Origin of the sequence: Sphingomonas sp. IW22 (assembly GCF_041321155.1) — a bacterium.
Taxonomy (GTDB): Bacteria; Pseudomonadota; Alphaproteobacteria; order Sphingomonadales; family Sphingomonadaceae; genus Sphingomonas.
In genome coordinates this window covers 67,323-93,901 of record NZ_JBGGWB010000005.1, presented here as the reverse complement: position 1 = coordinate 93,901, position 26,579 = coordinate 67,323, and the positions used below count along the sequence as shown (strand labels likewise).

The window sequence follows — 26,579 nt, the reverse complement described above, 5'->3', positions numbered from 1 at the left end:
GTCAGCGTGCGGCGTCGACGCCATGCTCCAGCTTGGCGGCCAGTCGCGCCTTGTCCTCGTCACCGGCATGAACCGACGCCGCACGCCAGGCATAGCGCGCCTCATATCGCCGCCCCGCCGCCCAATAGGCATCGCCCAGATGCTCGTTGATCTCGACATCGCCCGGCTCGGCAACGACCGCCTGTTCCAGAAGCGGCAGCGCCTTTGCCACCTGCCCGCGCTGGACATAGGCCCAGGCAAGCGAATCGGTGATCGACGGATCGTCGGGCTTCAGCCGCCGCGCCTTTTCCAGCAGCGCCTGCGCGTCGGGCAGGTTCATGCCGCGCTCCACCTGAGCATAGCCCAGATAATTCAGTGCCACCGGCTCATCGGGCGCCAGTTCGACCGCGCGGCGCAAAAAGGGCAACGCTTCGTCGAAACGGCCCGCCTGTTCCAGTGCGCCGCCACGTTGCAGGTTCAGCACCCAGTCCGCGCCGTCGGGATCGCGCGCCATGGCGGTGGCATAGGCATCGGCTGCTTCGGCATAACGGTCGGAGGAAACCAACAGGTCGCCCAAGGTGCGGGCGTCGTCCGCCGTCGCGTCCCGTGCCGCCGAAAAGCGCGCGGCAAGCTGAACGGCGGCATCGGTGTCGCCTGTTCGCTCGAAGATGCCGATACGCAACCGCTCCGCCAGCGGATGAAACGGGCTGCGCGGCCGGACCCTGTCGATCAGCGCCAGCGCCCGCGCACCCGCGCCGTCATTCGACAGCGCCTGTGCCAGCAACAGTGTCGCACGGTCGTTCGATGGATCGAGCAGCAGCGCCGCGCGCGTCAGCAGCACGACCAGCGGGGAGGGTTCGTCGTCGGTCGACAAATCCCCGGCCAGCCGGACGAACAGCGTCGCGGCGCCGAATGCGGCATCGGCCTTTTCACCGCGCCCCAATGCCTCTCGCTGGGCGACGATCAGCGGGTCGTTGCCCGCCAGCAGCGCGCGTGCGGTCCCCTTGTCCCCGCGTCCGGCAAACAGACGTGCGGCCGCTATTCTCAGGTCCAGGCTGCCCTGATCGCTGGCCAGCATCGTCTGAAGCGTCTGCTTCGCCGCGTCGCTCTGACCGCTTGCGATCTGGAGCAGCGCCCGCGCTTCGTTCGAATAGCGGCGCGAAATGGCATTGCCCTCGCCAGCGTCCAGCACCGCCAGCGGATCGCCCGTCCGCGTCTCGAGCGTCAGCCAGGCATTCAGCACCGGCCCCACGAAATCCAGCGGCCCCTGCCCGATCCGGTCCGCGCTGGCCCGGGCCGCATCCCAGCGACGCGCCGCGACATGATCGGCAAAGCGCAACAAGGCACCATCGGCAGGCGCGACGTTCGATGCCTCCAGCACCGACAGCGCACGGCGCGCGAGCGCCATGTCGCCGACGGCCAGCGCTTCGCGAAAGGCGCGGATCGCAATGACTTCATTCCCCGGATCGGCAGCCAGCGCCAGTGCATAGCCGTGCGCCGCCACATCGGCCGCCCCTTCCGCATCGGCGGCCCGCGCACGGACATAGGCCGACAATTCCCCGCCGCGCGGCGGGTCGGCGGCCAGCACGGGGACCACCGGCGCGGCGATCAGCGCGGCAAGGACGATCAGGCGATCACATGTTCGGATAATTCGGCCCTCCGCCACCTTCCGGCACGACCCAGTTGATGTTCTGGGTCGGGTCCTTGATGTCGCACGTCTTGCAGTGGACGCAGTTCTGGGCGTTGATCACGAATTTCGGATCGCCCTCCTCCTCGCCCACTACTTCGTACACGCCGGCGGGACAGTAACGCTGCGCCGGTTCGTCATACAAGGGCAGGTTGTGCGCGATCGGCACGGCGGGGTCTTTCAGCGTCAGGTGGACCGGCTGATCCTCCTCATGATTGGTGTTCGAAATGAACACCGACGACAGCCGGTCGAACGTCAGCACACCGTCGGGCTTGGGATAGTCGATCGGCTGAACCTCGTTCTTGCCCCAAAGGCTCTCATGGTCGGGCTTGTGATGCAGGGTGAAGGGCATCTTCATGCCCCAATGCTCCATCCACATCGTCACGCCCGACATGCCCGATCCGATGAAGTCGCCATATTTCTTGACCAGCGGCACGACGTTGCGAACGCGGCGCAATTCCTCGTGCACCCAGCTCGTCTCATAAGCGGCGGTATAGTCGGTCAGCTCATCGGCGCGGCGATCGGCCTGCACGGCGGCGAAGGCAGCCTCGGCGGCCATCATGCCCGATTTCATCGCGGTATGCGTGCCCTTGATCCGCGGCACGTTCAGGAAGCCCGCCGAACAGCCGATCAGCGCACCGCCGGGGAAGGTCAGCTTGGGCACCGACTGGAACCCACCGTCGTTGATCGCACGCGCGCCGTATGAAACGCGCTTGCCCCCGGCCAGCAGCGCGGCGATTTCGGGATGGGTCTTCCACCGCTGCATTTCCTGAAACGGCGACAGATACGGATTGCGGTAGTTCAGCCAGGTGACATAGCCCAGCGCCACCTGTCCGTTGGCCTGATGATAGATGAAGCCGCCGCCATTCGACCCGGCGGTTTCGGACAGCGGCCAGCCCTGCGTATGGATGACGCGGCCGGGCACGTGCTTTGCGGGGTCGACGTCCCACAATTCCTTGACGCCCAGCCCGTAAACCTGCGGATCGCAATTGGCGCGCAGGTCGAACAGGCGCATCAGTTCCTTGGACAGATGCCCGCGCACGCCCTCCGCGAAAAAGGTATAGCGCGCGTGAAGCTCCAGCCCAGGCTGCCAGTCGGGCTTGTGCGTGCCATCGCGTGCGACGCCCATGTCGCCGGTCGCCACGCCCTTGACCGATCCGTCGTCATTGAACAGCACCTCGGCGGCAGCGAAGCCGGGGAAGATCTCGACGCCCAGCCCCTCGGCCTGTTCGGCCAGCCAGCGACACAGATTGCCGAGCGACCCGGTGTAGCACCCGTCATTGTGCATGAACGGCGGCAGGGCGAATTCGGGCAGATTGCGCTTGCCCGTTTTAGACAGGACCCAGTGATGATTCTCGGTGACAGGCGTCTGCGCCAGCGAACAGCCCTGTTCGCGCCATTCGGGCAGCAATTCGTCCAGCGCGCGCGGGTCGATCACCGCACCCGACAGGATGTGTGCGCCGACTTCCGACCCCTTTTCCAGCACACAGACGGCAAGTTCGCTGCCTGCTTCATTCGCCATCTGTTTCAGGCGGATCGCCGCCGACAGGCCCGCCGGCCCGGCGCCGACGATCATCACGTCATAAGGCATCGATTCGCGTTCGCTCATTCGGTCTCTCCGTACGCCGCCGGTTCCCCGCATCGTCGCGTGCGCGCCACGGCCTGTCGGGCCAGCGCTGCACCGACATTGACGCGAAGGTCAAGTCGATGGCTTTAGCTAGGCATGGGGGCCGATCAATACCACCGATGGGATGAACTTGCCGCCAGCGCGCTGGAATGGTGGCAGGACGCAGGTGTCGACACGCTGGTCGAGGACGATCCCCGCGACTGGCAGGCTCGCCCCGCCCGCGCAGCCGTAGCGGCAACGGCGCAACCCGCCAACGACACCGCCCCCGCCGACGCACCGGGCGATTATGCGACCTTCTGGGATTGGCGGCTGGGCGAAACCGCCCCCGAACGGGGATGGGGCGGCGCGACGCCGATCCAGCCGGAAGGGCCGCGCGACGCCGATCTGATCGTGCTGACCGACCAGCCCAATGGCGATTCGCTGATCGGTGGGACCGAAGGGGCGATGTTCGATCGCATCCTTTCGTCCATCGGCCGATCGCGCGAGGATACGCTGATCGCCGGGCTGTGCATGGCGCGACCTTTGGCGGACACGCTGTCGGACGACATGCTGCCCGACCTGATCGATCGCGCCCGGCGGCTGATGGCGTTGGCACCCGCGCGCACCGTGCTGATCGTCGGCCATACGACGAGCCGTGCGTTGCTCACGGCGGACGGCGCTCCCGTTCCAAGGGGGTTGCATGGCATTACAGCGCATGGTCGAGAGCTGCAGGCACTCGCAATCGCGCATCCGCGCTTCATGCTGAAGCATCCGCAGGTAAAGCGCGACGCATGGCGCTGTCTGCAAACGCTGCTTGGGGGACAAGCGTAATGAACATCAGCCTTGGCGCCGTGGCGCTGTTCAGTCTGGTCGCGCTGCCCGGCATCGCCGTCGCGGGCGAGCCGAATGACGACAAGCTGCCCGTGCGCAGCGCCGCCGCCAATCGCGGCATCCCGCAACAGTTGGATGACGGCCAGCGCACTGCGTATCGCGCGGTCTTTGCCGCGATCCGCGAACAGCGCTGGACCGACGCGCAGCTGCAACTGGACGCGATGCGCCCCGGCCCGCTCCACGCGCTGGCCCGCGCAGAGCTTTACACGGCCAAGGGTTCGCCAAAGGTCGAGCTGGTGCCGCTGATGGGCCTGCTGGCCGAAGCACCCGAATTGCCGCAGGCGCCCCAGATCGCTCGCCTCGCCAAGCTGCGCGGGGCCGAAACGCTCCCTTCGCTGCCCACGGCACAGCGCCTGATCTGGGTCGATGGTGCGCCCAACCGCATCCGGTTGAAGGGAACGGCCAGCGATGCCGCCGCCGCCGAAGTGGCCCAGCGCGCCGTACCCTTCATCAAGGCTGATGACGGTCCCGCGGCCGAAACGCTAGTGAACGAATATGAGGGTCGCCTGACGCCTGAAGCGCTGACCGAATGGCGCCAGCGCGTGGCGTGGATCTATTATCTGATGGGCGACGATGCCAATGCGCGCCGCGTCGCCGCTGCGGCTCAGGCCGGGACCGGCGAATGGGTCCCGCAGGCCGATTGGGTTCAGGGCCTCGCCGCATGGCGCCAGCGCGACTGCCGCGCCGCCCAGATCGCCTTTGCCGCCGTTGCCCAGCGCGCAACCGATGTCGACCTGCGCGCGGCCGGCCATTACTGGGCGGCGCGCGCCGACATGGCCTGTGCGCGCCCCGACCTGATCCAGTCCCGCCTTCAGGCTGCGGCTCAGTATAATGAAACCTTCTACGGCATGTTGTCGCGTCAGGCGCTGGGCATTGCCGAGGCGACCGACCGCCTGCCCGATCGCACCGCCGGCGCCGATTGGAAGGCGCTGGAGCGGCGGCCCAACATCCGCGTCGCCGCCGCGCTGGTTGAGATCGGTGAAGAGGACATGGCCGCTGACCTGCTCAAGCATCAGGCGCGGATCGGCGATGGTGGTGAATACGCCTCTCTGGCACGGCTGGCGGGTGCGCTGAACCTGCCTGCCGCCCAGATCTGGCTGTCACATAATTGCCCGCCCGGCGCCCGGCCTCAGGTAGCGACCCGCTATCCCGCGCCCGACTGGACGCCCGATGGCGGCTGGCGCGTGGACAAGGCGCTGGTTTATGCCCACACGTTGCAAGAATCGCGCTTCCGCTCGACCGTGGTGTCGCCGGCGGGCGCCTATGGCCTGATGCAGATCATGCCCGCCGCCGCGACCGACATCGCCCGTGCCAAGGGGATGACCAGCGTCATCGACCGCTCCGCTTTGTCGCGCCCGTCGACCAATATCGAGGTCGGGCAGAGCTATCTGGAAAAGCTGCGCGACATGCCCGCGACCGGCGGGCTGCTGCCAAAGGTCATCGCCGCCTATAATGCGGGGCCGTCGCCGGTTGAGGCATGGAACATGACCTCGAAGGACGGCGGCGACCCGCTGTTGTACATCGAGAGCATTCCGTACTGGGAAACGCGCGGTTACGTCATGACGGTGCTGCGCAACTACTGGATGTACGAGCTTCAGGCGGGCAAGCCGTCGAGCAGCCGTGGCGCGCTGGCACAGGGCATGTGGCCGCGCTTTCCCGGAATGAAGGGGGCAACCGCCGTCAACACGCGCCGCGACAATATTCGTGCCCGGTGACGACGGCCGGGTCCGCCGCCCGGTCCGCATTGCCGTACTGACGATTTCCGACACGCGCGGTCTGGCGGAGGACCGGTCGGGCGACGCACTGGTCGAGCGGCTGGGCGCGGCGGGGCACGAGCTGGCCGACCGTGCGATCGTCCGTGACGAGGTGGACCTGATCGTCGCGCGGCTGCACGGCTGGATCGACGATCCGGCGGTCGAGGTGGTCGTGACCACCGGCGGCACCGGCGTGACCGGCCGCGACGTGACGCCAGAGGCGCTGGCGCGCGTCGTCGACAAGGAAATCCCCGGTTTCGGAGAGCTGTTCCGCTGGATCAGCTTTCAGAAGATCGGCACATCGACCATCCAGTCGCGGGCATGTGCCGGCGTGGCGCGCGGCACCTATATCTTCGCGCTGCCCGGATCGACCGGCGCCGTGAAGGATGGCTGGGACGGCATCCTGTCGCAACAGCTCGACATCGACCACCGGCCCTGCAATTTCGTCGAGCTGATGCCCCGGCTGGAAGAGCGTTGAGGCGCGCGGCGCGCCTTAGCGCCGCTTGCCCTGATGGCGGATATTGGCGGGGCGTCCGCGCCGCTTCATGACCCGTGGCGGGGGGCCGCGCCGTCCGTCGGGCCGCTCCCCGCTCCCCGAACCCTTGCCGTCGGGCAGTTCGAACCGCAGCGCGCCGGACACGGGATTGGCCTCCACCAGACGCAGCTTCAGCCGCTGGCCCAGCGCAAAGAACTCGCCCGTTTCCTCACCCACCAGCCGCTGGCCCGCTTCGTCATGGCGGAAATATTCGCGGCCCAGATCGCGCGCAGGGACCAGCCCGTCGCCGCCCACGCCCTCCACCGTCGCGAAAAAGCCGAACGCGGCGACGCCCGTGATCTTGGCGTCCATCACCTCACCCACATGGTCGGCCAGATAGGCGGCGACATAACGGTCGATCGTCTCCCGCTCCGCCTCCATCGCCCGGCGCTCAAGCCCTGAGATCAACTCGCCCACGCGCGCCATGTTGGCCGCATCTTCCTTCGACAGCCCGCCCGCGCCCAGCTTGTACGCATCGACCAGCGAACGGTGGACGATCAGGTCGGCATAACGCCGGATGGGCGAGGTAAAGTGCGCGTAGCTGCCCAGCGCCAGCCCGAAATGCCCGGCATTTTCCGGTCCATAATAGGCCTGCGTCTGCGTCCGCAGCACCTGCGTCATGATTTCCTCACGCGCTTCGTGCTCCTTCAGCGTACCGAGGATGTGGTTGAAGGTGCCGGGCTTCACCACCTGCCCCAGCGCGAAGCTGAGGTCGAAGGTCTTGAGATAATCCTTCAGCGCGACCAGCTTTTCCCGGCTGGGCGGTTCGTGGATGCGGTACATGACCGGCGCCTTCTTGCGCTCCAGCGCCTTCGCCGCAGCCACGTTGGCGGCAATCATAAAATCCTCGATCAGCCGGTGTGCGTCCAGCCGCTCGCGCGGGGCAACCGACAGGATGCGGCCCTTTTCATCCAGCACCACGCGCCGTTCGGGCAGGTCGAGGTCCAGCGGGCTGCGGCTGTCGCGTGCGCGGCTGAGCGCGGCCCAGCAATTCCAAAGGGGCAACAGTGCGTCGCGCGTCAGGTCGGGTGCGACCGTCGACGGTTCCTCCCCCGCGCCCGCGGCATCGACCGCCGCCTGTGCGTCTTCATAAGCGATGTTGGCCGCGATCCGCACCACTGCCCGCGAAAAACGCCATTCGCGAAGCTCGCCATCCTTGCCGATGCGAAGATGACAGACCAGCGCCGCGCGATCGACGCCTTCCTTCAGCGAACAGACATTCGCCGACAGCACTTCAGGCAGCATCGGCACGACGCGGTCGGGGAAATAAACCGAATTGCCCCGCTTGCGCGCTTCCTTGTCCAGAAGCGACCCGGGGCGGACGTAGAAGGACACATCGGCAATGGCGACGATGGCGCGGAAACCCTCCGCATTGGCCGGGTCGTCATCGGGGGTCGCCCAGACGGCATCGTCATGGTCGCGCGCATCGGCGGGGTCGATGGCGACGATGGGCAGGTGGCGCAGATCCTCCCGATCCTCGCCCAGCGGCTGCCGGGCGATGCGCGTCGCCTCGTCGATCAGGTCGGGCGAAAAGACGTTGGGAATGCCATGCTTGTGGATGGCGATCATCGAAAAGCTGCGCGGGGCGAACGGGTCGCCCAGCCGTTCGACCACCTTGGCCATGATGCGCGGCGGGCGTCCGGTCTTTTCCGCCAGCACCAAGTCGCCCGGCTCCGCGTCGCCGCGATCAACCACGGGCACGTCGCGGCCGACCTTCTTGTCCAGCCCGCCCAGGAACAGGCGCCCGCCCTCTTCGCGCAGCACGCCAAGGATCTGTTCCTCGCCGCGCGCCAGCGTCTTCATCGGATGCGCCAGCCAGCCATTACCTGCTTCCTCGGTCCGGGCGAGGATGCGGTCGCCGGGGCCGAGCGCCGATTGCCGCCGTCCCCGTTCGATCACGCGCAGGCGCGGTTGGGGAATGCCCTCCGCCTCCCAGCGCTCAGGCACGGCCCAGACGGCATCACCATCGACATCGACGACGCGCAGCACTGTCACTTTGGGCACACCGCCCATGCGGTGAAACGCGCGGCCGGGGGCGACGTCGATCAACCCCTCGTCCGTCATGTCCTTCAACAACGCCTTCAGCGCGATCTTGTCCGCGCCCGACAGGGCAAAGGCGCGGGCGATCTCCCGCTTGCCGGCGGGCTTGTCCGACTGGGCGATGAAATCGAGGATCTGCTGGCGGCTGGGAAGCCCTGGGCGGTTACGCATTTGCCGGAGATAGGCGGTTTACCGCGCCCGCGCACCCCTCATCGCCTGCTCCGCGACAAAAGGGCGCGGATGCACTCAGCCCGCGCCACCCCCGAAACGCAGGCCGATCCACAACTGGCGTGGGCGGGCGCGTTCGACGGCGTCGTTGCTGAAGCCCGTTTCGACCCGCGCATCGAACAGATTTTCGCCCCGCGCAAACAGGCGGGCGCCGCGCGCCAGCGGCATCGACACGGTGGCATCGACGGTCACCGCGTCGTTCAGCGGGCGGCTGTTCTGATCGTCCTCGAACTGGCTGCTGACATAACGCACCGTTGCACCCGCGCCCCAATTGCCGCGTACCCAGCCAAGCGTTGCCGATGCCTGATGCTCCGGCACCTGCGCCGGTCGCGCACCGTCCAGCGTGGGGGCAAGCGATCCGCCCGCCACCTCTGCATCGACCCAGGCATAGGACGCAGCCATGCTGAATTCGCCCAGCGACGCGCGCGCATCAACCTCGACACCGGTTGAGCGGATCGCCTCAAGATTGTCGCGGCGGCGATAAAAGCCCGCGCCCGATACGAAGCCGACACCGGGAAACGTGCCCGGCCCGCGCGCGATGGTCACATTGGCGATCGCGTCGTTCAGCACGTTGCGGAACAGCGTGGCGCCCAACGTCACGCGCGACCCAAGCGCCAGGTCGATTCCGCCCTCATACCCCTCCATGGTCTCGGGGCGCAGTTCGGCATTGGCGGCCGTGGCGTCGGCGCCCGCGCGGAATGGGCGATAAAGTTCGTTGGGTGTCGGAAGGCGCCATGCGCGATAGGCGGCGGCACGCAGCGTCAGCGGCTGGGCGAATGTCCATGCCAGCCCGACATGCCCCGTCGCCTCGCTGCCCGAACGATCGGCAAAGTCGGTGTCGGTCAGCGTCCCGCCCGCCAGCGCGGTTTCGAACAGCCGGCCATTGGTGATCCGCCACCCGTCGATCCGCCCCTCACCCTCAAGCCGGACCGGACCCAGCCGCGCCGACAGGCTGGCAAAGGCGCCCAGTGTGCGCGTCGCGCCGCCGGCCTCACGCCGCCGGGTCGGGCTGCCCGCGACAAAGGTGTAAAGCTCCTGCGTCTCCCCCGACAGCGCGCGCACATCGGCGCCCACCGCCAGGTCGATATCGGGGCCAAGCGGCGGCATGATCTCCACCCGACCGCCAATGCCGGTGCCGGGTGTGTTATACTGGTTCAGCACCTGATTGGCCGATGTCCGGTCGTCGCTGACACTGGCAAAGTTGCTGGCGAAGCGCCGGGTCTGGACATAGCCCAGCACCGAAAAGCGCCAGTCGCCCTTGCCGACCAGCCGCACGCTGGCATCCGCGCCGTCGCTTTCGATCTCGGTAAAGGCGATGCCCCGGTCGCGCCGGTCGGTGAAACCCTGAACCGTCGTCTGCAATTCCAGTTCGGGCGCGATCCGCACGACACCACGCAACGCAGCGTTGAACTGTTCATAGGGCGCGGCCCGGTCCACCGCGCCGCGATCTTCCTCGACGATCGGAAAAAAGCCGTCGCCGCGCATATAACCCGCCGACAGCGTGGCAAAACCGCTGCCGCGCTCAAGCGTCGCGGTCGTGCGGGCGTCGACGGCGTTGCGCTCCCCATAGGCGATTTCGGCGGTCAGCGGGCGCAGCTGATCGGGCGTGGCGCTGTCGATCTCGATCACGCCGCCGATCGCGCCCGATCCCCACCGGCCGCTGCCGCCGCCACGCCGCACGCGCACCGCGCCGATACGGTCGGTCGAATAGGCGGGAAAGGCGATCCAGCCGCCGAACGGATCGGCCTGTGGCACGCCGTCGATGATCAGCAGCGCGCGGCTGGCCGCATTGCCGCCCAGCCCGCGCAGGGTGATGCCCTGTGCGGTCGGATTGGCCGACCGCGAATCGGCACGGCGAAAGGATTGCAGGCCCGCGATATCGCCCAGGACGTCCTCCAGCCGGCCGCTGGCGGTATCGGTTGCGCGGTCGCGGTCGATGACGACGCGGGCATTGCTGCTGTTTTCCGGCAGGTCCAGGCCCCGGCCCGTCACCACAATTGCCTGCGGCTCGCTCTCTTCACGCGGCGGCGTCGCGGCAATCGCCAGCGCCAGTGGCGCGGTTGCGAGCAAATCAATCATGTAAGGCCCCTCTCTCTCGCCCGCGTCGCTACGGCATGGCTGAGGCGGGTGGCAAGCGCTGAGCTAGATCTGCACCAGATTGTTCAGGTTGATGATCGGCAACAGGATCGCCAGCACCATCATCAGCACCAGCCCGCCCATCAGCAGCAGCACCAGCGGCTCGACCAGCGCGACCAGCGTGGCGACCAGTGCGTCCAGTTCGCGCTCAAGCTCCCCCGATGCGCGGCCCAGCGCCGGGGCCAGCCGCCCGCTCGATTCGCCCGATGCGACGATGGCGACCAGCATCGACGGGAACACACCGCTTTCGGCCATCGCGGCGCGCAGGCTGATCCCTTCGCGCACGCGCGCGGCGATGGCGAACGCCTTTTCACGGACGAACAGATTGGGCGTTACGGCGGCGGCGGCCTGCAACGCCTCGACCAACGGCACCGCGCTTTCCACCAGCGTCGCCAGGCTGCCGGCGAAGCGCGCCGCGTTGAACTGGCGGCTGAACCGCGCGAACGGCCGCGTTTCGTTGAAGAAGCGGTGCAGCCGCAGCCGGTTTGCGGGCACACGCCCCCATCGGCCAAAGATCAGAAACGCGACGGCTCCGACCAACAGCATGTACAGGCCATAATTCTGCAAGAACGCGCTGACCGCGATCAGCGCGCGGGTCAGGAACGGCAATTCGGCACCGCGCGACACGAATACGCGCACGATGTCGGGCACGACATAGACCATCAGCAGCACCATCATGCCGAAACTGACCGTCGCCAGCAGCGCGGGATACAGCAGCGCCAGTTGCAGCTTCTGGCCATTGGCCTGCCGGTTTTCGACAAACTCGGCCAGATGATCCAGCACGCTGGCCAGCTTGCCCGACTGTTCCCCCGCCGCCACCGACGCGCGGTAGAATTCGGGGAAGCCTTTCGGATGCAGGCCCAGCGCCGCGGCAAAGCTGCGCCCGTCCAGGATCGCGCCGCGCACATCGGTCAACAGCGCGGTGACGGCGGGCACCTCCGATTGGGCGGCCACCAGCCGCAGCGATTCCTCGATCGTGATGTCCGACCCGACCAGCGTCGAAATCTGGCGCGTCACGGTCGCCAGTTGCCGCGCTGACAGGCCCCGGCGGCGAAGCGACGGCAGCTTGATCCCGCCCACCGCGGGCCCACGATCATTGGCCGGTTCGACCGACAGCGGCAGCAAGGACTGTTCGCGCAGCATCGCGCGCGCCGCGGCGGGCGACGAAGCCTCGATAATCCCTTTCTTGCTCGCGCCCGATCGATCGGCGGCGCGCCAGGCATAGGCGGTCATGGCGCGAGTTAATCGCACTGATCGAGAAAAGCGAGCATCGACATTGGTTATTGATGGACATGATCGCCGTCTCGCTCGTTCACCGGCCAACCCCTTTCGAAAGGACCAACGATGAGCGACGCCCGAAATCGCAATCCCGGCCATGGCGGCGAAACCCACCAGATCGCACAGGGCGACGTCCCGGTGCTGACCACCAACCACGGCGTGCCGATCAGCGACAATCAGAACAGCCTGAAATCAGGCGCGCGTGGCCCGACCCTGCTGGAAGATTTCGTGCTGCGCGAAAAGATCTTCCACTTCGACCATGAACGCATCCCTGAACGCATCGTCCATGCGCGTGGATCGGGCGCGCACGGCGTGTTCGAAGCGACGGCGGATATCTCCGACCTGTCGAAGGCCGCCGTGTTCAAAAAGGGCGAGCAGACCGAAGTGTTCGTCCGCTTTTCCACGGTCGCGGGTGGTGCCGGATCGGTCGACACGCCGCGCGACGTGCGCGGCTTCGCGGTGAAGTTCTACACCAAGGAGGGGAATTGGGATCTGGTCGGCAACAACATCCCCGTCTTCTTCATTCAGGATGCGATCAAGTTCCCCGACCTCGTCCATTCGGTGAAGATGGAGGCCGACCGCGCCTATCCCCAAGCGGGCAGCGCGCACGATACCTTCTGGGACTGGGCCAGCCTGATGCCAGAAACGACGCACATGCTGATGTGGGCGATGTCTGACCGCACGCTGCCGCGCAGCTTCCGCACGATGGAGGGGTTCGGCGTCCACACCTTCAAGCTGGTGAACGAGGCGGGTCAGGCGCATTTCGTCAAGTTCCACTGGAAGCCGGTGCTAGGCCTGCAATCGACCATTTGGGACGAGGCGCTGAAGCTTCAGGCCGCCGACAACGACTATCAACGCCGTGACCTGTGGGAAGCAATCGACACCGGCGCATTTCCCCAATGGGAACTGGGCATCCAAGTGTTCGACGAGGATTTCGCCCGGGCCCAGCCCTATGACGTGCTGGACGCGACCAAGCTGATTCCCGAAGAAGACGTGCCCGTCCGCATCATCGGCAAGCTGACGCTGAACCGTAACCCGGACAATTTCTTTGCCGAAACCGAACAGGTCGCGTTCCTGCCGTCGAACATCGTGCCGGGCATCGATTTTTCGAACGATCCGCTGCTGCAGGGGCGGCTGTTCAGCTATCTCGACACCCAGAATTCGCGACTGGGCACGACCAATTTCCACCAGATCCCGATCAACGCGCCGCGTTGTCCGTTCGGCAATTTCCAGCGCGACGGCAAGATGCAGACGCAGGTGCCCAAGGGCCGCGCGAATTACGAACCCAACAGCCTTGCCCTGGCAGGCGAGGATGGTGGCCCCCGCGAAAGCCCGACGCGCGGCTTCGTGACGGTCAACGCCGCGACCGGCGACGACGAACAGGGCGAGAAACTGCGCGTGCGCGCCGAATTGTTCGCCGATCATTACAGCCAGGCGCGGCTGTTCTACCGCTCGCAGGACGCGCACGAACAGGCGCATATCGCGTCCTCCTTCGTGTTCGAATTGTCGAAGGTCGGGCTGGAACATGTCCGCCCGCGCATGGTCGCCAATCTGCGCAATGTGGACGAGGATCTGGCAAAGCGCGTGGCCGATGGCCTGAACATCGACCTGCCGGAAAAGGCCGAAGCGGCGCGTGCGCCCGTCGACATGAAGCCGTCCGATGCGCTGTCGATTCACAAGAACATGAAGGCCACGCTTGAGGGGCGCGCGGTGGGCATCCTGATCGCCGACGGCACCGATGCTGGGGAGCTCGACGCACTGATCGCGGCGGTGGACGCAGCGAAGGGCAAGCCGGTGCTGGTGGCGCCCAAGGTCGGCGGCGCGAAACTGTCGGACGGCTCGAAACGCGCGGCGGACGGCCAACTGGCGGGCAGCCCTTCGCAGATCTTCGACGCGGTGGCGGTGCTGCTGTCGGCGGAAGGCACGGCAATGCTGCTGAAGGAAGCCGCCGCCGTGCAATGGGTCATGGACGCCTTCGGCCACCTGAAGGCCATCGGCGCCAGCGATGCGGCCAAGCCCCTGCTCGACAAGGCCGGGGTCGAGCCGGATGAAGGCGTCACCGACACCGGCACGGCCTTTATCGAAGCGGCCAAGCATCGCTTCTATGACCGGGAGCCGAAGGTGCGGATGCTGGCGTAAATCCGGCGCGCGGGTTCGGATGACCGCCGTCCGAACCCGCGCCCGTCCAGCGACGGTTGCCCTGCTTGCGTCACCTGATAAATCGGTCGCGCACGGTTACGAACCGGGGGTAACGTCGATGAAATGCCACGTTCTTACCGCGCTGCTGTTGATCCCACAGTCGGCGTTGGCGCAAACCGACACTGACCGGACGATTCAGGTGACGGGCACCGGCATCGTCCGCACCGACCCGGATCTCGCCATGCTCCAGATCAACCTGCGGGGTGAGGGCGAAACCCCGGATGCGGCGACCAGGGATCTGGTGGCGAAGCAGCGGGCCGTGACCGGCGGCTTGCTCAACCTGCTGAGCACAGACAGCGAACTAACCACAGGTCACATCGATATGATGGAAGTGCGCGGTGACGGCTGTGGCAACGGGCGCGGCTATGGCGGTCAGCCACGCCTCAGTACCGGCGATTGCGCCGTCGTCGGGGCAATCGCAACCATGCAGATGAACGTCCGCACGCGCGCCGTCGACAAGGCCGGAACCGCGGTCGGCCTTGCGTCCCGACTGGGCGCCAGCAACGCCCGAATACAGGGCTTTGCCCTGTCCGATCCGGATGAAGCACAGGGCCGCGCAAGCGCCGTTGCGATCCGCGCCGCCCGGCAACGGGCAGAGGCGGTGGCCGCGGGCGCCGGGCTGCGTCTGGGGCCGATCCTGTCGATGCGCGATCCGGCAAGCATCGATATCACCGTCTCCGGCGCGCGCGCGATGCCCGCAGCGCCGCCTCCACCCCCGCCGCCGCCGCCGATCGCGATCGACATCAAGCCGCAGCCAATCGAAACGCGGGCGCAGGTCTTCGTGCATTACGCCATCGCGCAATAGGGCTTTCCGGCCCCCTGCCACCTCAACGACGGCGCACGCCCATCGCGTCGCGGCGGTCTGGCTTGGCACCCTCAACGGCTTAAGGTCGCAGCCGTCGCACTATCGACATGGTGCGATCAGTGGGCGCTGTCGCCGCGCGCTATGCCTCGTCGCGCGTGACGCGGGCCACTTCCTCGACCGTGGTCACACCGACGCGGACCTTGGCGATGCCGTCATCCAGCAGCGATGGGTTATCGGTGCGGGCGTGGCGCTCCAGATCGGCTTCAGACGCGCCGTCATGGATCATCGCCTGGAACCCGTCATCGACCGCGACGACTTCATACAGGCCCGCGCGCCCGCGATAGCCGTCGCCGTGGCAATCGTCGCAGCCTTCGGCGCGCCACAGCGGCTCACCCACGCGAAGCCCGCCGCCGACCATCAGCACGTCGCCCTCACCCGCAACATCCTCACGCCGGCAATTGGGGCACAGCCGCCGCACCAGCCGCTGGGCGCACAGGCCCACGACCATCGGCGCCAGCAGATAGCGCTCGACACCCATGTCGATCAGGCGCGTGACCGATCCGACCGCCGAATTGGTGTGGAGCGTCGACAGCACGAAATGCCCGGTCATGGCCGACCGCACGGCGGTGCTTGCCGTTTCCTGATCGCGGATTTCCCCGACCATGATGACATCGGGATCCTGACGCAGGATCGCGCGCAGGCCACGGGCAAAGGTCATGTCGGTGCGCGGATTGACCTGGGTCTGGGCAATGCCCGCCAGTTCATATTCGATCGGGTCCTCGACCGTCATCACGTTGCGGCGCCGATCGTTCAGCCGCGTCAGCGCGGTATAAAGCGTCGTCGTCTTACCCGAACCCGTGGGGCCGGTGACCAGCAGAATGCCGTGAGGCCGCTCAAGCAGCCGCGTAAAGACCGTGCGGTCCCGCTCGCTCATACCCAGCGCGCCAAGGTCGAGCGTCATCGACCCGCGTTCCAGCAGACGCATCACCACCCGCTCGCCATGCTGGGTCGGGATAGTGGAGACGCGGGCGTCGACATCGTGCCCGCCGATGCGAAGGGTTACGCGGCCATCCTGCGGCACGCGCTTTTCGGCGATGTCCAGCTTGGCCATCACCTTGATACGGCTGACCAGCAGCGGCGCCAGCGCGCGTTGCGGCTCGACAATGTCGCGCAAAACGCCGTCGACGCGAAAGCGCACCACAAGCCGCTTTTCCTGCGTCTCGACATGCACGTCCGACGCGCCTTCCTTGATTGCTTCCAGCAACAGCGCGTTGATCAGGCGGATGACCGGCGAATCGTCACGCGTGTCCAGCAGGTCGTCGACCGCTGCCGCCGAATCGGCCAGCGCGGCAAGGTCGGTCTCCGCAATCTCGAAATCCGCCGCCTGCGCCGCACGGTCGCCATAGGACGCGCCCAGCGCCGCGTCGAACGCCTCGTTGCTGGCGGGGATCAACCGCGCGTCGGGGGCGATCCGCTGGACCTCAAGCAGCGCGTCCAGCGCGACGCCGCTGCGATGGACGCATTCGGGGCCGTCGGGCGTCTGGCGCAGGACGACGCCATGCCGCCGCGCAAAGCTGTAGGGCAGAACCGCGCTCATGGTGCGAAACTCACGACCGCCTCGACCATGCCGGGGTCGCTCCGCCGGACGATCCGGGCCGAGGTGACGCCCAGCGACGATGTGCGCGACACGTCCGATATCCAGTTGAGAACGCGGTCATATTGCCCCTCACTGACGGTCGCGCGCACGCCGCCGTCCGCCGCCTCAACCGCAACCGACAGCGATTGCGCCTGCGCCGATGCCTGAACGATCTCGACCGGGCTGCCGGCGCGGCGCGGCACCTGCGCCTCCAGCTTGCCCGCTGCGCGGATGCGCGCCGACAGCGTTTCATAAGTACGGATGTCCGCGCGCGCCTCTGCCCGCGCGGCCTGAAGCGGCTTGACCACGCCATAGATCAGACCCGCCCCGGCCAGCAGCAGGCCCAGCACGGTCAGCAGCACCCGCTCACGCTGGGACAAGGTGGACCACCACGCCTCGAACCGGGCGATGGCGGCGTCCAGCCGGGGATCGCGAAGCTCGATCTTCATGCGCCCCTCGCCGTCAATCGAATGGCCCCGCCGGGCAGTTGCGATACCTGTCCAGACAGTCGCGCGTCGCTGATCGCCGCGTTCAGCCGTCCGGCCAACCCCGGCGCCAACGGCTCCAGATCGATCACCAGCGCATCCCCCTGAAACCCGATCGTCCGCACGGCCACCTGCTCACCCATCGGCGCCAGTACGCCCGACACGCGCGACAATAACGGCAGGAATGCACTGTAACGGCGCGGTTGGGGCAACAGGTCCGCGACCGAACCGGCCAGATCGTCGCCACTGGTCGGCGTGCCGGGCGCGGCGGCAGCGATCAGCGTGCGGGTGTCGTCAGCCCGCCGTTCCGCGATGGTGCGCAACATCATCGTGTCGGCGGCGGCAATGCCGACATGCGCGGCAAGACCGATGGCGCCCACCCAGAACAACCGTCGCCCCCATCCCGGCAGCTGAGCGGCACGGCGCCGGGCATAACGGCCCTGACGCAGGTCCAGGGCCGGTTCTGCGATCCGCCGCGCCAGCGACAAATCGCCCATTTCGGCGGGCATAGCACCCATGTCTTCGGGCAGCGCGACGCCGTAATTGCGTATCGGCGGTTGCCCCGCCGCTTCCCATGCCGCGCGGATCATCGGCGCGGGCAGCGCAAAGCCGGTGCCGTCCCCGGCCCGCACGGTCGCGCGCGTATCGCTCAGCTCGACCGCCCATTCGCCCTCCCCCGGCCGGGGCAGCGCCAGGCTGTCGGGAACAAAGGCCGCATCGGCGTGGCCCGCCGCAGCCGCTTCGTCCAGCCATGCCGCCATTTGTGCATGACGCACCACGCCCACCAGAAAACGGCGCGGCGACAGCTCGACACCCAGCGCCAGATGCACCGCATCCAGCGGGTCGGCGATCAATTCCTCAACAGCAAAGGGCAGCGCCTCAAGCCTTTTGGCGCGGTTGGGCAACGGCAGGTCGACGGCCAGCAGCCGCACGGCCTCGCCGGGCACGAGCATGGTTGCCGCGCCGGCGCCCTCCGCTATGATAAGCGGGGTCGGCGGCGTGGGGGCGGCTGTCACATGACTTTCATCGAGTGGACGCATGGGGCGGCGATGCACATCCTTTTGAAACAGTTTCATGACAGCCGGCGCGACCCGGCGCAATCAATCCCTGACAATCAGGCCGGGCTGACCTTGGTCGAAATGATCGTCGTACTGGCGATCATCGCGCTTGTCGCCGCGCTGATCGTGCCGAACGTGATCGGTCGACCGGACGAAGCGCGCGTGACCGTTGCGAACACCGATATCCGGACCATTTCGGCCGCGCTCAAGATGTATCGCCTGGACAATGGCGATTATCCGACGACGAATCAGGGGCTGAAGGCGCTGTCCGAACGCCCGTCGACCCCGCCCGTCCCGGCCAATTGGTCGAGCGAGGGGTATCTGGGCGAAGTTCCGCTCGACCCATGGGGCAATCCTTATAGCTACACCGCGCAAGGCGGCGGCTTTGAGCTGAAGTCACTGGGCAAGGACGGAAAGCCCGGTGGCGAGGGGCTGGACGCGGACCTCGACGGCAAGAAGTAGGGCAACGGTGCGCGCGCCCATCCATCAGGCGGGCATGACGCTGGTCGAAATGCTGATCGTCCTGGCCATCATCGCGGTCGCTGGTGGCGCGGTGACGCTGGGCATCGGCGCGGCGACTCGCGCGCCGTCGGTCGACAGCGAGGCGCAGCGGCTGGCCGACCGGCTGCAATCCGCGGCCGACGACGCGATGCTGGGCGACGCGCTGGTGGCTTTTACCGCCGAAAAATCAGGTTATGGTTTTGCGCGACAGGACGGCGGCGGGTGGGAACCGATCGAGGACGATGCGCTGGGCGTCCATGTGCTGCCCGGCGGCATGACCATGCGCCTGTCCGCCCGTCCGCCCATCATCCTGGGACCGGAAGGATCGGGGGAGCCGCTGACCGCCACGATCTCGGCGGGCGGGCGCACGGTTTCGGTCGCCTATGATGGCCTGACCGCGCGGGTGGTGCCCGCATCATGAACCGGGATGACGGCTTCTCGCTGATCGAGGCGTTGGTCGCGCTAGCGATCCTGGCGATCGCCACCGTGGGGCTGATCCGCACGGTCGAAACCCACATCGATTCGACGCGCGCGATGGAGGGGCGAGCGGCCGCCATGTGGGTGGCTGAAAACCGGCTCGCCGAACTGGAAGCCGGGATCGACGGGTCCGACCAGGTCGACATGCTGGGCCTGCCATGGCGAGTCGCGGTCGTCGAACGCGCGACCGACGACCCCGCAATCCGGCGGGTGCGGATTGATGTTTATGCCGGCGATGCGCGCGGGGGCGCGTCGCCGCTTGCATCGCTCGACGGTTTCGTGGACGCAGGTCCGGCATGAAGCGCGTGTCCGCCCTTTCGCCCCGCCAGCAACGAATCGCCCTCGACGTCATCACGGGGGCCATGGTCGTGTCGGTGGCCGCCGCACTGGCCGGCCTGACCTGGCGCATCGCCGGGCATGCCGGACAGGGGGCGATTACCGTCCCGTCGGGCAACCGCCCGGTCGCGCTGCCCGACCTGTCGCCCGCCATCGGCTGGCAACCCTTCGGCGCGGCGTTGCAAACCGAACAAGCTCAGCCCTCGGCACTGCAATTCGTGCTGAAGGGGCTGGTATTCGCACAGCCCCAATCGTTCGCCGTCGCCTATGTCAGCGAAGCCGGCGGCACGCCGCGCGCGGTGCGGGTGGGTGAAAATCTGGGCGGCGCGACGATCGAGTCGATCCAGCGCGACCGCATCCTGTTGAACAATGGCGGCCGCCTCGAGTTTCTCGCCCTGCCCGATCCGGCGCAACCCGCAGCGGGCGCGCCGGGCGCCGCGCCCCCGCCATCCTCATCGCCCGCCACGGCGCGGCCCACACCCACCCCCGCGCCGCCGCCACAAGCGGCAGCGGGCCTGCTGCAACGGCTGCAGGCGACGCCCACCGATGGCGGCTACCGCATCGGCGCAGGCGGATTGCCGGGGGTGCAGCCCGGCGACGTCGTTCAGTCGGTCAATGGCCAGACGCTGGGCAGGGGTGCCGCCGATCAGGCTGCCTTTGCCGCTGCGCAGGCCAGCGGTTCGGCGCAAATCCAGGTCCTTCGCGACGGCAAGCCGATGACGCTGACCGTCCCGCTACGCTAGAGACATGAACCCGTGATCCATCGTTTCCGCCGAACCGCCCCGAATTTCGCGCTGGCCTGTGCGCTTGCAGCGATGCTCGTCCAGCCGCTGGCCGCCGCGCCACAGGGGCAGGCGGGCGACATCGTCGTCAACATGCGCGGGATCGAGATTGCCGATGTCGCGGACCAGATTTCGCGCCTGACGGGTCGGACGCTGATCCTCGACCCCGCAGTCAAGGGTGTCGTCACCGTTACCTCCTCCCAACCGCTGTCGGCGGAGGGCGTGTGGGAGCTGTTCCAGTCGGTGCTGCGCGCCAATGGCTTTGCCGCTGTACAGTCGGGGCGGGTATGGCGTATCGTGCCGCAGGCCAATGCCGTGCGCGATGGCGGCGTGCGCCGGTCGGGTTCGGGTCAGGAACTGACGACGCGCATGATCCGCCTGTCGAACGTGCCCGCGGCGGAAGCGGCCCGGATCGCCCGCCCGCTTATCGCCACCTTTGGCTCGGTCGAGCCGCTGGCCAGCCCCAACGCCATCGTCGTCACCGATTATGCCGACAATGTCCGGCGGATCGAATCGCTGATGCGCAATCTGGACGGCGGCGGCGGACAGAGCTTTGCCACGATCCCGCTCCGCAACGGCTCGGCAGTCGACGTGGCCGCCGCGATCCAGCAGGTCGTGGGCGAAGGCGAGGCGGGCGGCGCGCGTGTGGCGGGCGATGCCCGCAGCAACATGGTCATCGTGCGCGGCACCCCCGCCACGGTGGCGGAGGCACGTCGCATCGCCCTGTCGCTCGACACGCCCGGCGGCGCGACGCCGGTCACGCGCGTCTTTCGCCTGAACTATGCCGATGCGGAAAGCGTGACCGAAGTGTTGCGCGGTGTGCTGGGTCAGGAGGCGGAGGCCAGCAATCCCGTCGCCCGCAGCCTTCAGTCGCGCGGCACGCGCAGCGGGCTGAACGCATCGAACCGCAATCCGACGGCGGCACTGTCGGGGCTGGTCAATTCGAACAATCAGGCGGCGCAAGCGGCACTCGGCGCGGCGGGTGCGCTGGGCGGCGGCACCGGCGGCGGCAGCATCTCGACTGTCGGTCAGAATGAACGCGACCCCACGCCGCAGGGCTTTTCGACGCCCGATCTGACGGTCCAGCCCGCACCCGACATCAACGCCATCGTCGTGCGCGGCGCGCCCAGCGCCATGACGGGCATGGACACATTGATCGCCGATCTCGACGTCCGCCGGCCACAGGTTCTGTTGGAAGCCGCCATTGCCGAAATCACCGGGGATGAGGCGGAGCAGCTCGCCATCCAGATCGGCACGTCGGGCACCGTGCTCAATCAGGTGGAGGGCGTCGCCACCAGTTTCGGCGCGAATGACGGCATCTCGCTCGGCACCATCCTCAACACGCTGGGCGTGCCTGCGGGCCGCCTGCTGGGCGAGGGGCTGACCGGCAATATCGCCATCGGCAATGATTTCTCGATCCTCGTCCAGGCGCTGGGCGTGTCGACCAAGTCGAACCTGCTGTCGACGCCGTCGGTCACGGTGCTGGACAACAAGATCGGCGAGTTCGTCGTCGCACAGGAAGTGCCCTTCATCACCGGATCGATCCTGACCAACAATTCCGACGCGACGCCCTATACCTCGGTCGAGCGCAAGGATGTCGGCATCACGCTGCGGGTACTGCCGCGCGTCAATGCGGGCGATACGATCCGCCTTGAGGTCAGCCAGGAAGCGTCCTCGATTGCTCCCACCCAGTTGAGCCAGGCGACCGACATCATCACCAACCGCCGCGCCATCAACACGACGGTTCTGGCGGACAACGGCCGGACGATCGTGCTGGGCGGGCTGATCAACGACGATTACATGCGCTCGAAAAGCCAGGTGCCGATTCTGGGCGACATCCCTCTGGTTGGCGAATTGTTCAAATCGCGCCGCGAAGCGCGGCAGAAGCGCACGCTGTTCATCTTTCTGAAGCCGACCATCCTGCGCGACCCCGATGCCACAGCAGCCGCTGCTGCCGAGCGTTATCAGCGGCTTCGCGGGATCGAAGCCGGGCTGGCCGACCGCCGTAGCTTGTTGCTCAACCCGCCCGCGCCGCGGCTGACGGTGGAGATTGACGGGATCTATTGATCCCCGGCCAGCGGCACGCGCGCCTGTTGCGTGCCGCGCGTAAAATAGGCCGCATCCATTGCCAGCGCGCCCAGCTGCCAGCCGTCGACGCCCTCCCCCGGCTTCAACGTCCGTACGGCGCCGTCGCGCCCGCGCACCATCGCCACGGCGTCCTGCCCCAGCCGCCCGACGATGCCGACCAGTTCGGGCGCGTCGGCGGGTGCCGGGGCGGATGCCGCCGCGTCGAACAGGGAACGGCCCAGCGCCGCTGACAATGGCGACGGCGCGCGCCAGTCGATCGGCGCCTGCGGGATTGTCGCCGCATTCGACCCCGCGATGATGCGCGGCACCAGCATCGCTGCCGGGATCGCCAGCGCCACCGCGCCGAGTATCGATGCCCAGCGAGTCATGCGCTTCATCGCCATGCGATCGCCACCTGTCCCGACAATCGGACCACGCCACCTGACACGGCGCTCAGCCGCCACTGCCGCCATCGAACGCCCGGCCCCTCGCTCTCCATGGCTGCGGCCACGCTCAGCACCGCCTTTTCCGACCCTGAAAGCTCGACCGTCAGCAGGCTCAACGTCGGACCCAGCGCCTCCCCGGCGGCGATACGCTCGATCAGCACGCCATTGGCCTTGCCCATCTGCCGGAACCGCATGGCGACGGCGCGCTGCGCCGCCTGTACCGAACCCGAACGCAAACGGAACCCGGCGCCCGCCATGGTGTCGATCGGTTCGACTCGGGCGGCGTCCTCGCTCGCGGCAATCCGGATCTGGTCGAGTTGCGCCAGCGAATCGAGCATGACGGGCCAGGCCAGCGCCGCCAGCAACAGGCCCGCCGCGCCGCCGGTCAACAGCGGGTGCTTCACGGGCGCCCCCCCGCGACGGTCACGATCATCACGCCGTCGCCCTGCCGCTCCCCCTCGACGCGCAGCGCGCCGGTCGACGAGTCGCGGGCCAGCGCCGCACGCAGCCGGTCGGGATCGATGGTGGCAATTTCGGCACCCAATTGCGCAGGAGCTTCGCCATCGATGCTCAGTTCGGCCGTGGCCAGCCGGTCCTCAGGTGGCAAGAGGCGCGCGATTCGGTCGATTGCGCCAGCAAAAGACGTGCCGCCCAGCCGCGCCAGTTCACGCCGTTCCGCCTGCTGTGCCGCCGCGTCGCGCGCCGCCGGGCTGTCCGCCTGCGCGACCATCACCGCTCGCGTTCGAACCGTCCACCACTCCGCCGCCGCAATCGTCAGCAGCGGCCCGGCGGGCAGCAGCAATGCCAACATGATCGCCAGACGGATCGCCCCGCCCCGCCTCGGCGACGGCGCATCGTCCGCTCCCCCGATCAGCGCACCGACACGCTCGGCCAGGCTGGGCGCAGGGTCCGGTTGAGGCAGCGGTTGTGGCTCCATCACGCCGCGCGCCTAGCGCTTGTTGCCGCGCCGTGCGAGTCCCGACACGCGGTGTCGCAAACCCGTCATGGAAATGACGTCGTCGCGTAACCCGTTGTGCATCGGCGCGTAAGCTGGCACCGCCACACGCGACAGGGACCTGGGGTCACGCCTTTTGGGGCTAGGATTGGGGATCAGACGAATGAGCGAGATGCTGGAAATCGAGTCGGGCTATACCGACGGCGACATCGAAACAAACCCGACGACCAATCTGTCGCTCGGCGAGATTATCGACCATCGCTATTCACGTCGCGACACGCTGAAGGGCGGCGTGTCGGCGGCTGCGCTGGCCGTGTTCGGCGGCGCCGTGCTGGCCGCGTGCGACGACAATGGCGGCGATGAAGACGGGAATACCGCGCCGGTCGTGACCGCAGGGTCCAGCGGCTCCAGCTCGACCGGGCGTCTGGTCTCGCTGACCAGCACCGTTACCGACGACGGGGGCATCGTCACCTCGGCCTGGACGCAGGTTTCCGGTCCGACCGTCACGCTGAACGGCGCGAACACCGGGACCGCGACCTTCATCGCTCCGGCCGTGTCGGCTGCGACCCCGCTGGTCTTCCGCTATGTCGCCACCGACCAGCAGGGCCTGTCGTCATCGGCCGAAACCACGGTCAACGTGACCCCGGCGGCGCTGGGCTTTACCGCCGTGGCCAAGACCAAGGCTGATATCGTGACCGTTCCGACCGGCTATTCGGTCGCGGTCCTGACGAGCCTGGGCGACCCGATCGCGGCGGACACAGCGGCGTACAAGAATGACGGCACCGACACTAATTTCGCCAACCGCATCGGCGACCATGGCGATGCGCTGTATTATTTCGGCCTGAACGCATCGGCCGCACGCGACGACAACAGCAGCACGCGCGGCATTCTCATGCAGAACCATGAGAATCTGAACGTCCAGTATCTGCACCCGAACGGTCCCACCAACGTTTCGTCCGGCCCCCGCCCCGAAGCCGAAGCGATCAAGGAGATCGAGGCGCACGGCGTGTCGGCAGTCGAATTGGTGCAGGGCTCCGGCGGCTGGGCCTATGTCCAGAACAGCACGTTCAATCGCCGCATCACGCCCAACACGCCGACCGAAATGCGCGGGCCGGGCCGTGGCAATGCGCTGCTGGTCACCGCTTATTCGCCGGATGCCACCGCAGGCCGCGGCACCATCAACAACTGCGCCAATGGCAGCACCCCTTGGGCTTCGCTGCTGACGTGCGAGGAAAACTGGGCCGGCTATTTCCGCCGCCCCACCGCGACCGACAACCCGCGTCGTTCGGCCAAGGAAGTGACGGCCCTGACGCGCTATGGCGTTCGCAGCACCAGCGGCAACTATGCCTGGGCCAGCGTCACCCCCGCCGATTCGAGCAGCACCGTGTTCCGCAAGTGGGACGCACAGGCCACCGGCTCCTCGGCGGCGACTGATTACCGCAACGAGCCGAACCAATATGGCTGGGTTGTGGAAATCGACCCCTATGACAAGACCAAGGCGCCGCGTAAGCGCACCGCCCTTGGCCGCATGAACCACGAAGGCTGCTGGCCCGGCCTGTTCAAGGCTGGCGTGAAGCCCGCCTTTTACATGGGCGACGACGCACAGAACGAATATCTGTACAAGTTCGTGTCGGCGACACCCTGGACCGCGGCGGATGCGAATGCCACCGACCGTCTGGCGATTGGCGACAAGTATCTGGACAACGGCACGCTGTACGTCGCCCGGTTCAATGCCGACGGTTCGGGTCAGTGGATACCGCTGGTCTTTGGCGAGGGCGCCATCACCAGCACCAACGAAACCTATCCCTTCGCGGATCAGGCGGATGTGCTGGTCCATGCGCGCATCGCCGCCGACGTGTCGGCCGCGACGCCGATGGATCGCCCGGAATGGACTGCGGTCAACCCCGCCAATGGCGAGATGTACCTGACCCTGACCAACAACTCGTCGCGCTCGGCCAGCCGCGTCGACGCCGCGAACCCGCGTTCGTATCAGGATCCGCCCAGCACCTCGCGCGGCAACCGGAATGGGCACATCCTGCGCCTGCGCGAAGCCGGTGACACGACCGAAGCGACCAGCTTCACCTGGGACATCTATGTCTTTGCCGCCGGTTCGGATCTGGATCCGACCAACATCAACCTGTCGGGCCTGACCGCCGACAACGACCATTCCAGCCCCGACGGCCTGTGGTTCGGTCGCCCGTCGAACGCATCGGGTCAGGTCAATCCGCTGCTGTGGATCCAGACCGACGACGGCGCGTTTACCGATGTCACCAACAACCAGATGCTGGCCGCCTTCCCCGGTCGCGTCGGCGATGGCGGCACGCGCTCGGTGACCAGCACGGCGGCGGACGGCACGACCAACACCGTCACCACCCGCATCGGCGCGGCACCGGGCACCAGCCTGCGTCGCTTCCTTGTCGGCCCGGTCGAGTGCGAGATCACCGGCGTCGACTCGACGCCCGATGGCCGCACGCTGTTCGTCGGCATCCAGCATCCGGGTGAAGACGGCACGCCAACCGCGCCGACCAGCAAGTGGCCGGCCAGCCAGACCAACTCAAGCGCCCCGGCGACGACGCGTCCGCGTTCGGGTGTTGTGGTCATCCGCAAGAATGACGGTGGCATCGTCGGTCTCTGACCGGCGCCACTGCCCACAAACGAAAAGGGGGAGGCCCGGCGGCCTCCCCCTTTTTTGTGCCTC

The 26,579-nt window shown here is 67.4% G+C and carries 22 protein-coding genes; 11 read left to right on the top strand and 11 right to left on the bottom strand.

What is annotated here, in order from left to right:
- Window position 1 precedes the first annotated feature (1 nt).
- Window positions 2-1,645 (bottom strand): tetratricopeptide repeat protein, encoded by a 1,644-nt coding sequence (locus tag ACAX61_RS16090; protein WP_370715750.1) that lies wholly within the window; start codon window positions 1,643-1,645, stop codon window positions 2-4.
- Window positions 1,614-3,275, bottom strand: coding sequence for an electron transfer flavoprotein-ubiquinone oxidoreductase (locus ACAX61_RS16085; protein WP_370715749.1), 1,662 nt, complete (start codon window positions 3,273-3,275; stop codon window positions 1,614-1,616). The genes ACAX61_RS16090 and ACAX61_RS16085 overlap by 32 nt, the downstream gene beginning before the upstream one ends.
- A gap of 114 nt (window positions 3,276-3,389) precedes the next feature.
- Here ACAX61_RS16085 and ACAX61_RS16080 point away from each other — a divergent pair, with 114 nt between their 5' ends.
- Genes ACAX61_RS16080 through moaB form a run of 3 tightly spaced genes read left to right on the top strand, consistent with a single transcriptional unit; the run spans window position 3,390 to window position 6,395 of the window.
- Complete coding sequence (locus tag ACAX61_RS16080) at window positions 3,390-4,103, top strand: uracil-DNA glycosylase family protein (protein ID WP_370715748.1); 714 nt, start codon at window positions 3,390-3,392, stop codon at window positions 4,101-4,103.
- Window positions 4,103-5,878, top strand: a complete 1,776-nt coding sequence (locus tag ACAX61_RS16075; RefSeq protein ID WP_370715747.1) for a lytic transglycosylase domain-containing protein — start codon at window positions 4,103-4,105, stop codon at window positions 5,876-5,878. The genes ACAX61_RS16080 and ACAX61_RS16075 overlap by 1 nt, the downstream gene beginning before the upstream one ends.
- Window positions 5,868-6,395 (top strand): molybdenum cofactor biosynthesis protein B, encoded by a 528-nt coding sequence (gene moaB / locus ACAX61_RS16070; protein ID WP_370715746.1) that lies wholly within the window; start codon window positions 5,868-5,870, stop codon window positions 6,393-6,395. Before ACAX61_RS16075 ends, moaB begins: the two co-directional genes overlap by 11 nt.
- Window positions 6,396-6,410: 15 nt before the next feature.
- On the opposite strand, the gene rnr is transcribed toward moaB, so the two are convergent.
- The 3 genes from rnr to ACAX61_RS16055 form a co-directional block, all read right to left on the bottom strand.
- A complete protein-coding gene (gene rnr / locus ACAX61_RS16065) occupies window positions 6,411-8,663 on the bottom strand; it encodes a ribonuclease R (protein ID WP_370715745.1) in 2,253 nt (750 codons plus the stop codon).
- Window positions 8,664-8,738: 75 nt separating this feature from the next.
- Complete coding sequence (locus ACAX61_RS16060) at window positions 8,739-10,799, bottom strand: TonB-dependent receptor (protein ID WP_370715744.1); 2,061 nt, start codon at window positions 10,797-10,799, stop codon at window positions 8,739-8,741.
- A gap of 63 nt (window positions 10,800-10,862) precedes the next feature.
- Window positions 10,863-12,089 carry a type II secretion system F family protein gene (locus tag ACAX61_RS16055; protein ID WP_370715743.1) on the bottom strand — a complete coding sequence of 409 codons (1,227 nt, stop codon included), beginning with the start codon at window positions 12,087-12,089 and terminating at the stop codon, window positions 10,863-10,865.
- 111 nt (window positions 12,090-12,200) lie between these two features.
- Between ACAX61_RS16055 and ACAX61_RS16050 the strand changes: the two genes are divergently transcribed.
- Together ACAX61_RS16050 and ACAX61_RS16045 are read left to right on the top strand one after the other, a co-directional pair.
- The gene (locus ACAX61_RS16050) at window positions 12,201-14,273 is read left to right on the top strand and encodes a catalase (protein ID WP_370715742.1); all 2,073 of its coding nucleotides are present in this window, start codon (window positions 12,201-12,203) and stop codon (window positions 14,271-14,273) included.
- A gap of 19 nt (window positions 14,274-14,292) precedes the next feature.
- A complete protein-coding gene (locus ACAX61_RS16045) occupies window positions 14,293-15,138 on the top strand; it encodes an SIMPL domain-containing protein (protein WP_370715741.1) in 846 nt (281 codons plus the stop codon).
- Window positions 15,139-15,277: 139 nt separating this feature from the next.
- Here the strand turns inward: ACAX61_RS16045 and ACAX61_RS16040 are convergent, their stop codons facing one another.
- The 3 genes from ACAX61_RS16040 to gspL are packed head-to-tail and all read right to left on the bottom strand — an operon-like array spanning window position 15,278 to window position 18,212.
- Window positions 15,278-16,735: a GspE/PulE family protein gene (locus tag ACAX61_RS16040; RefSeq protein WP_370715740.1), complete on the bottom strand. Its 1,458-nt coding sequence runs from the start codon at window positions 16,733-16,735 to the stop codon at window positions 15,278-15,280.
- Complete coding sequence (locus ACAX61_RS16035; protein WP_370715739.1) at window positions 16,732-17,223, bottom strand: type II secretion system protein GspM; 492 nt, start codon at window positions 17,221-17,223, stop codon at window positions 16,732-16,734. Before ACAX61_RS16035 ends, ACAX61_RS16040 begins: the two co-directional genes overlap by 4 nt.
- Window positions 17,220-18,212, bottom strand: a complete 993-nt coding sequence (gene gspL, locus ACAX61_RS16030) for a type II secretion system protein GspL (protein WP_370715738.1) — start codon at window positions 18,210-18,212, stop codon at window positions 17,220-17,222. Before gspL ends, ACAX61_RS16035 begins: the two co-directional genes overlap by 4 nt.
- 63 nt (window positions 18,213-18,275) lie before the next feature.
- Between gspL and gspG the strand changes: the two genes are divergently transcribed.
- Genes gspG through gspD form a run of 5 tightly spaced genes read left to right on the top strand, consistent with a single transcriptional unit; the run spans window position 18,276 to window position 22,480 of the window.
- Window positions 18,276-18,779: a type II secretion system major pseudopilin GspG gene (gene gspG / locus ACAX61_RS16025; protein WP_370715736.1), complete on the top strand. Its 504-nt coding sequence runs from the start codon at window positions 18,276-18,278 to the stop codon at window positions 18,777-18,779.
- Window positions 18,780-18,786: 7 nt separating this feature from the next.
- Window positions 18,787-19,239 (top strand): GspH/FimT family pseudopilin, encoded by a 453-nt coding sequence (locus ACAX61_RS16020; protein WP_370715735.1) that lies wholly within the window; start codon window positions 18,787-18,789, stop codon window positions 19,237-19,239.
- Window positions 19,236-19,595 carry a type II secretion system minor pseudopilin GspI gene (gene gspI, locus ACAX61_RS16015; RefSeq protein WP_370715733.1) on the top strand — a complete coding sequence of 120 codons (360 nt, stop codon included), beginning with the start codon at window positions 19,236-19,238 and terminating at the stop codon, window positions 19,593-19,595. Before ACAX61_RS16020 ends, gspI begins: the two co-directional genes overlap by 4 nt.
- Window positions 19,592-20,374, top strand: coding sequence for a type II secretion system protein N (locus ACAX61_RS16010; protein WP_370715732.1), 783 nt, complete (start codon window positions 19,592-19,594; stop codon window positions 20,372-20,374). Before gspI ends, ACAX61_RS16010 begins: the two co-directional genes overlap by 4 nt.
- 12 nt (window positions 20,375-20,386) lie before the next feature.
- Window positions 20,387-22,480 (top strand): type II secretion system secretin GspD, encoded by a 2,094-nt coding sequence (gene gspD / locus ACAX61_RS16005; protein WP_370715730.1) that lies wholly within the window; start codon window positions 20,387-20,389, stop codon window positions 22,478-22,480.
- On the opposite strand, the gene ACAX61_RS16000 is transcribed toward gspD, so the two are convergent.
- Genes ACAX61_RS16000 through ACAX61_RS15990 form a run of 3 tightly spaced genes read right to left on the bottom strand, consistent with a single transcriptional unit; the run spans window position 22,474 to window position 23,863 of the window.
- Window positions 22,474-22,878 carry a hypothetical protein gene (locus ACAX61_RS16000; RefSeq protein ID WP_370715729.1) on the bottom strand — a complete coding sequence of 135 codons (405 nt, stop codon included), beginning with the start codon at window positions 22,876-22,878 and terminating at the stop codon, window positions 22,474-22,476. The two genes, gspD and ACAX61_RS16000, sit on opposite strands and share 7 nt — an antisense overlap.
- The gene (locus ACAX61_RS15995; RefSeq protein WP_370715728.1) at window positions 22,875-23,330 is read right to left on the bottom strand and encodes a hypothetical protein; all 456 of its coding nucleotides are present in this window, start codon (window positions 23,328-23,330) and stop codon (window positions 22,875-22,877) included. Before ACAX61_RS15995 ends, ACAX61_RS16000 begins: the two co-directional genes overlap by 4 nt.
- The gene (locus ACAX61_RS15990; protein ID WP_370715727.1) at window positions 23,327-23,863 is read right to left on the bottom strand and encodes a hypothetical protein; all 537 of its coding nucleotides are present in this window, start codon (window positions 23,861-23,863) and stop codon (window positions 23,327-23,329) included. The genes ACAX61_RS15995 and ACAX61_RS15990 overlap by 4 nt, the downstream gene beginning before the upstream one ends.
- Before the next feature lie 181 nt (window positions 23,864-24,044).
- On the opposite strand from ACAX61_RS15990, the gene ACAX61_RS15985 reads away from it, so the two are divergent.
- On the top strand, window positions 24,045-26,516 hold the full coding sequence (locus ACAX61_RS15985) for a PhoX family protein (protein ID WP_370715726.1): 2,472 nt from the start codon (window positions 24,045-24,047) through the stop codon (window positions 26,514-26,516).
- Window positions 26,517-26,579 lie beyond the last annotated feature (63 nt).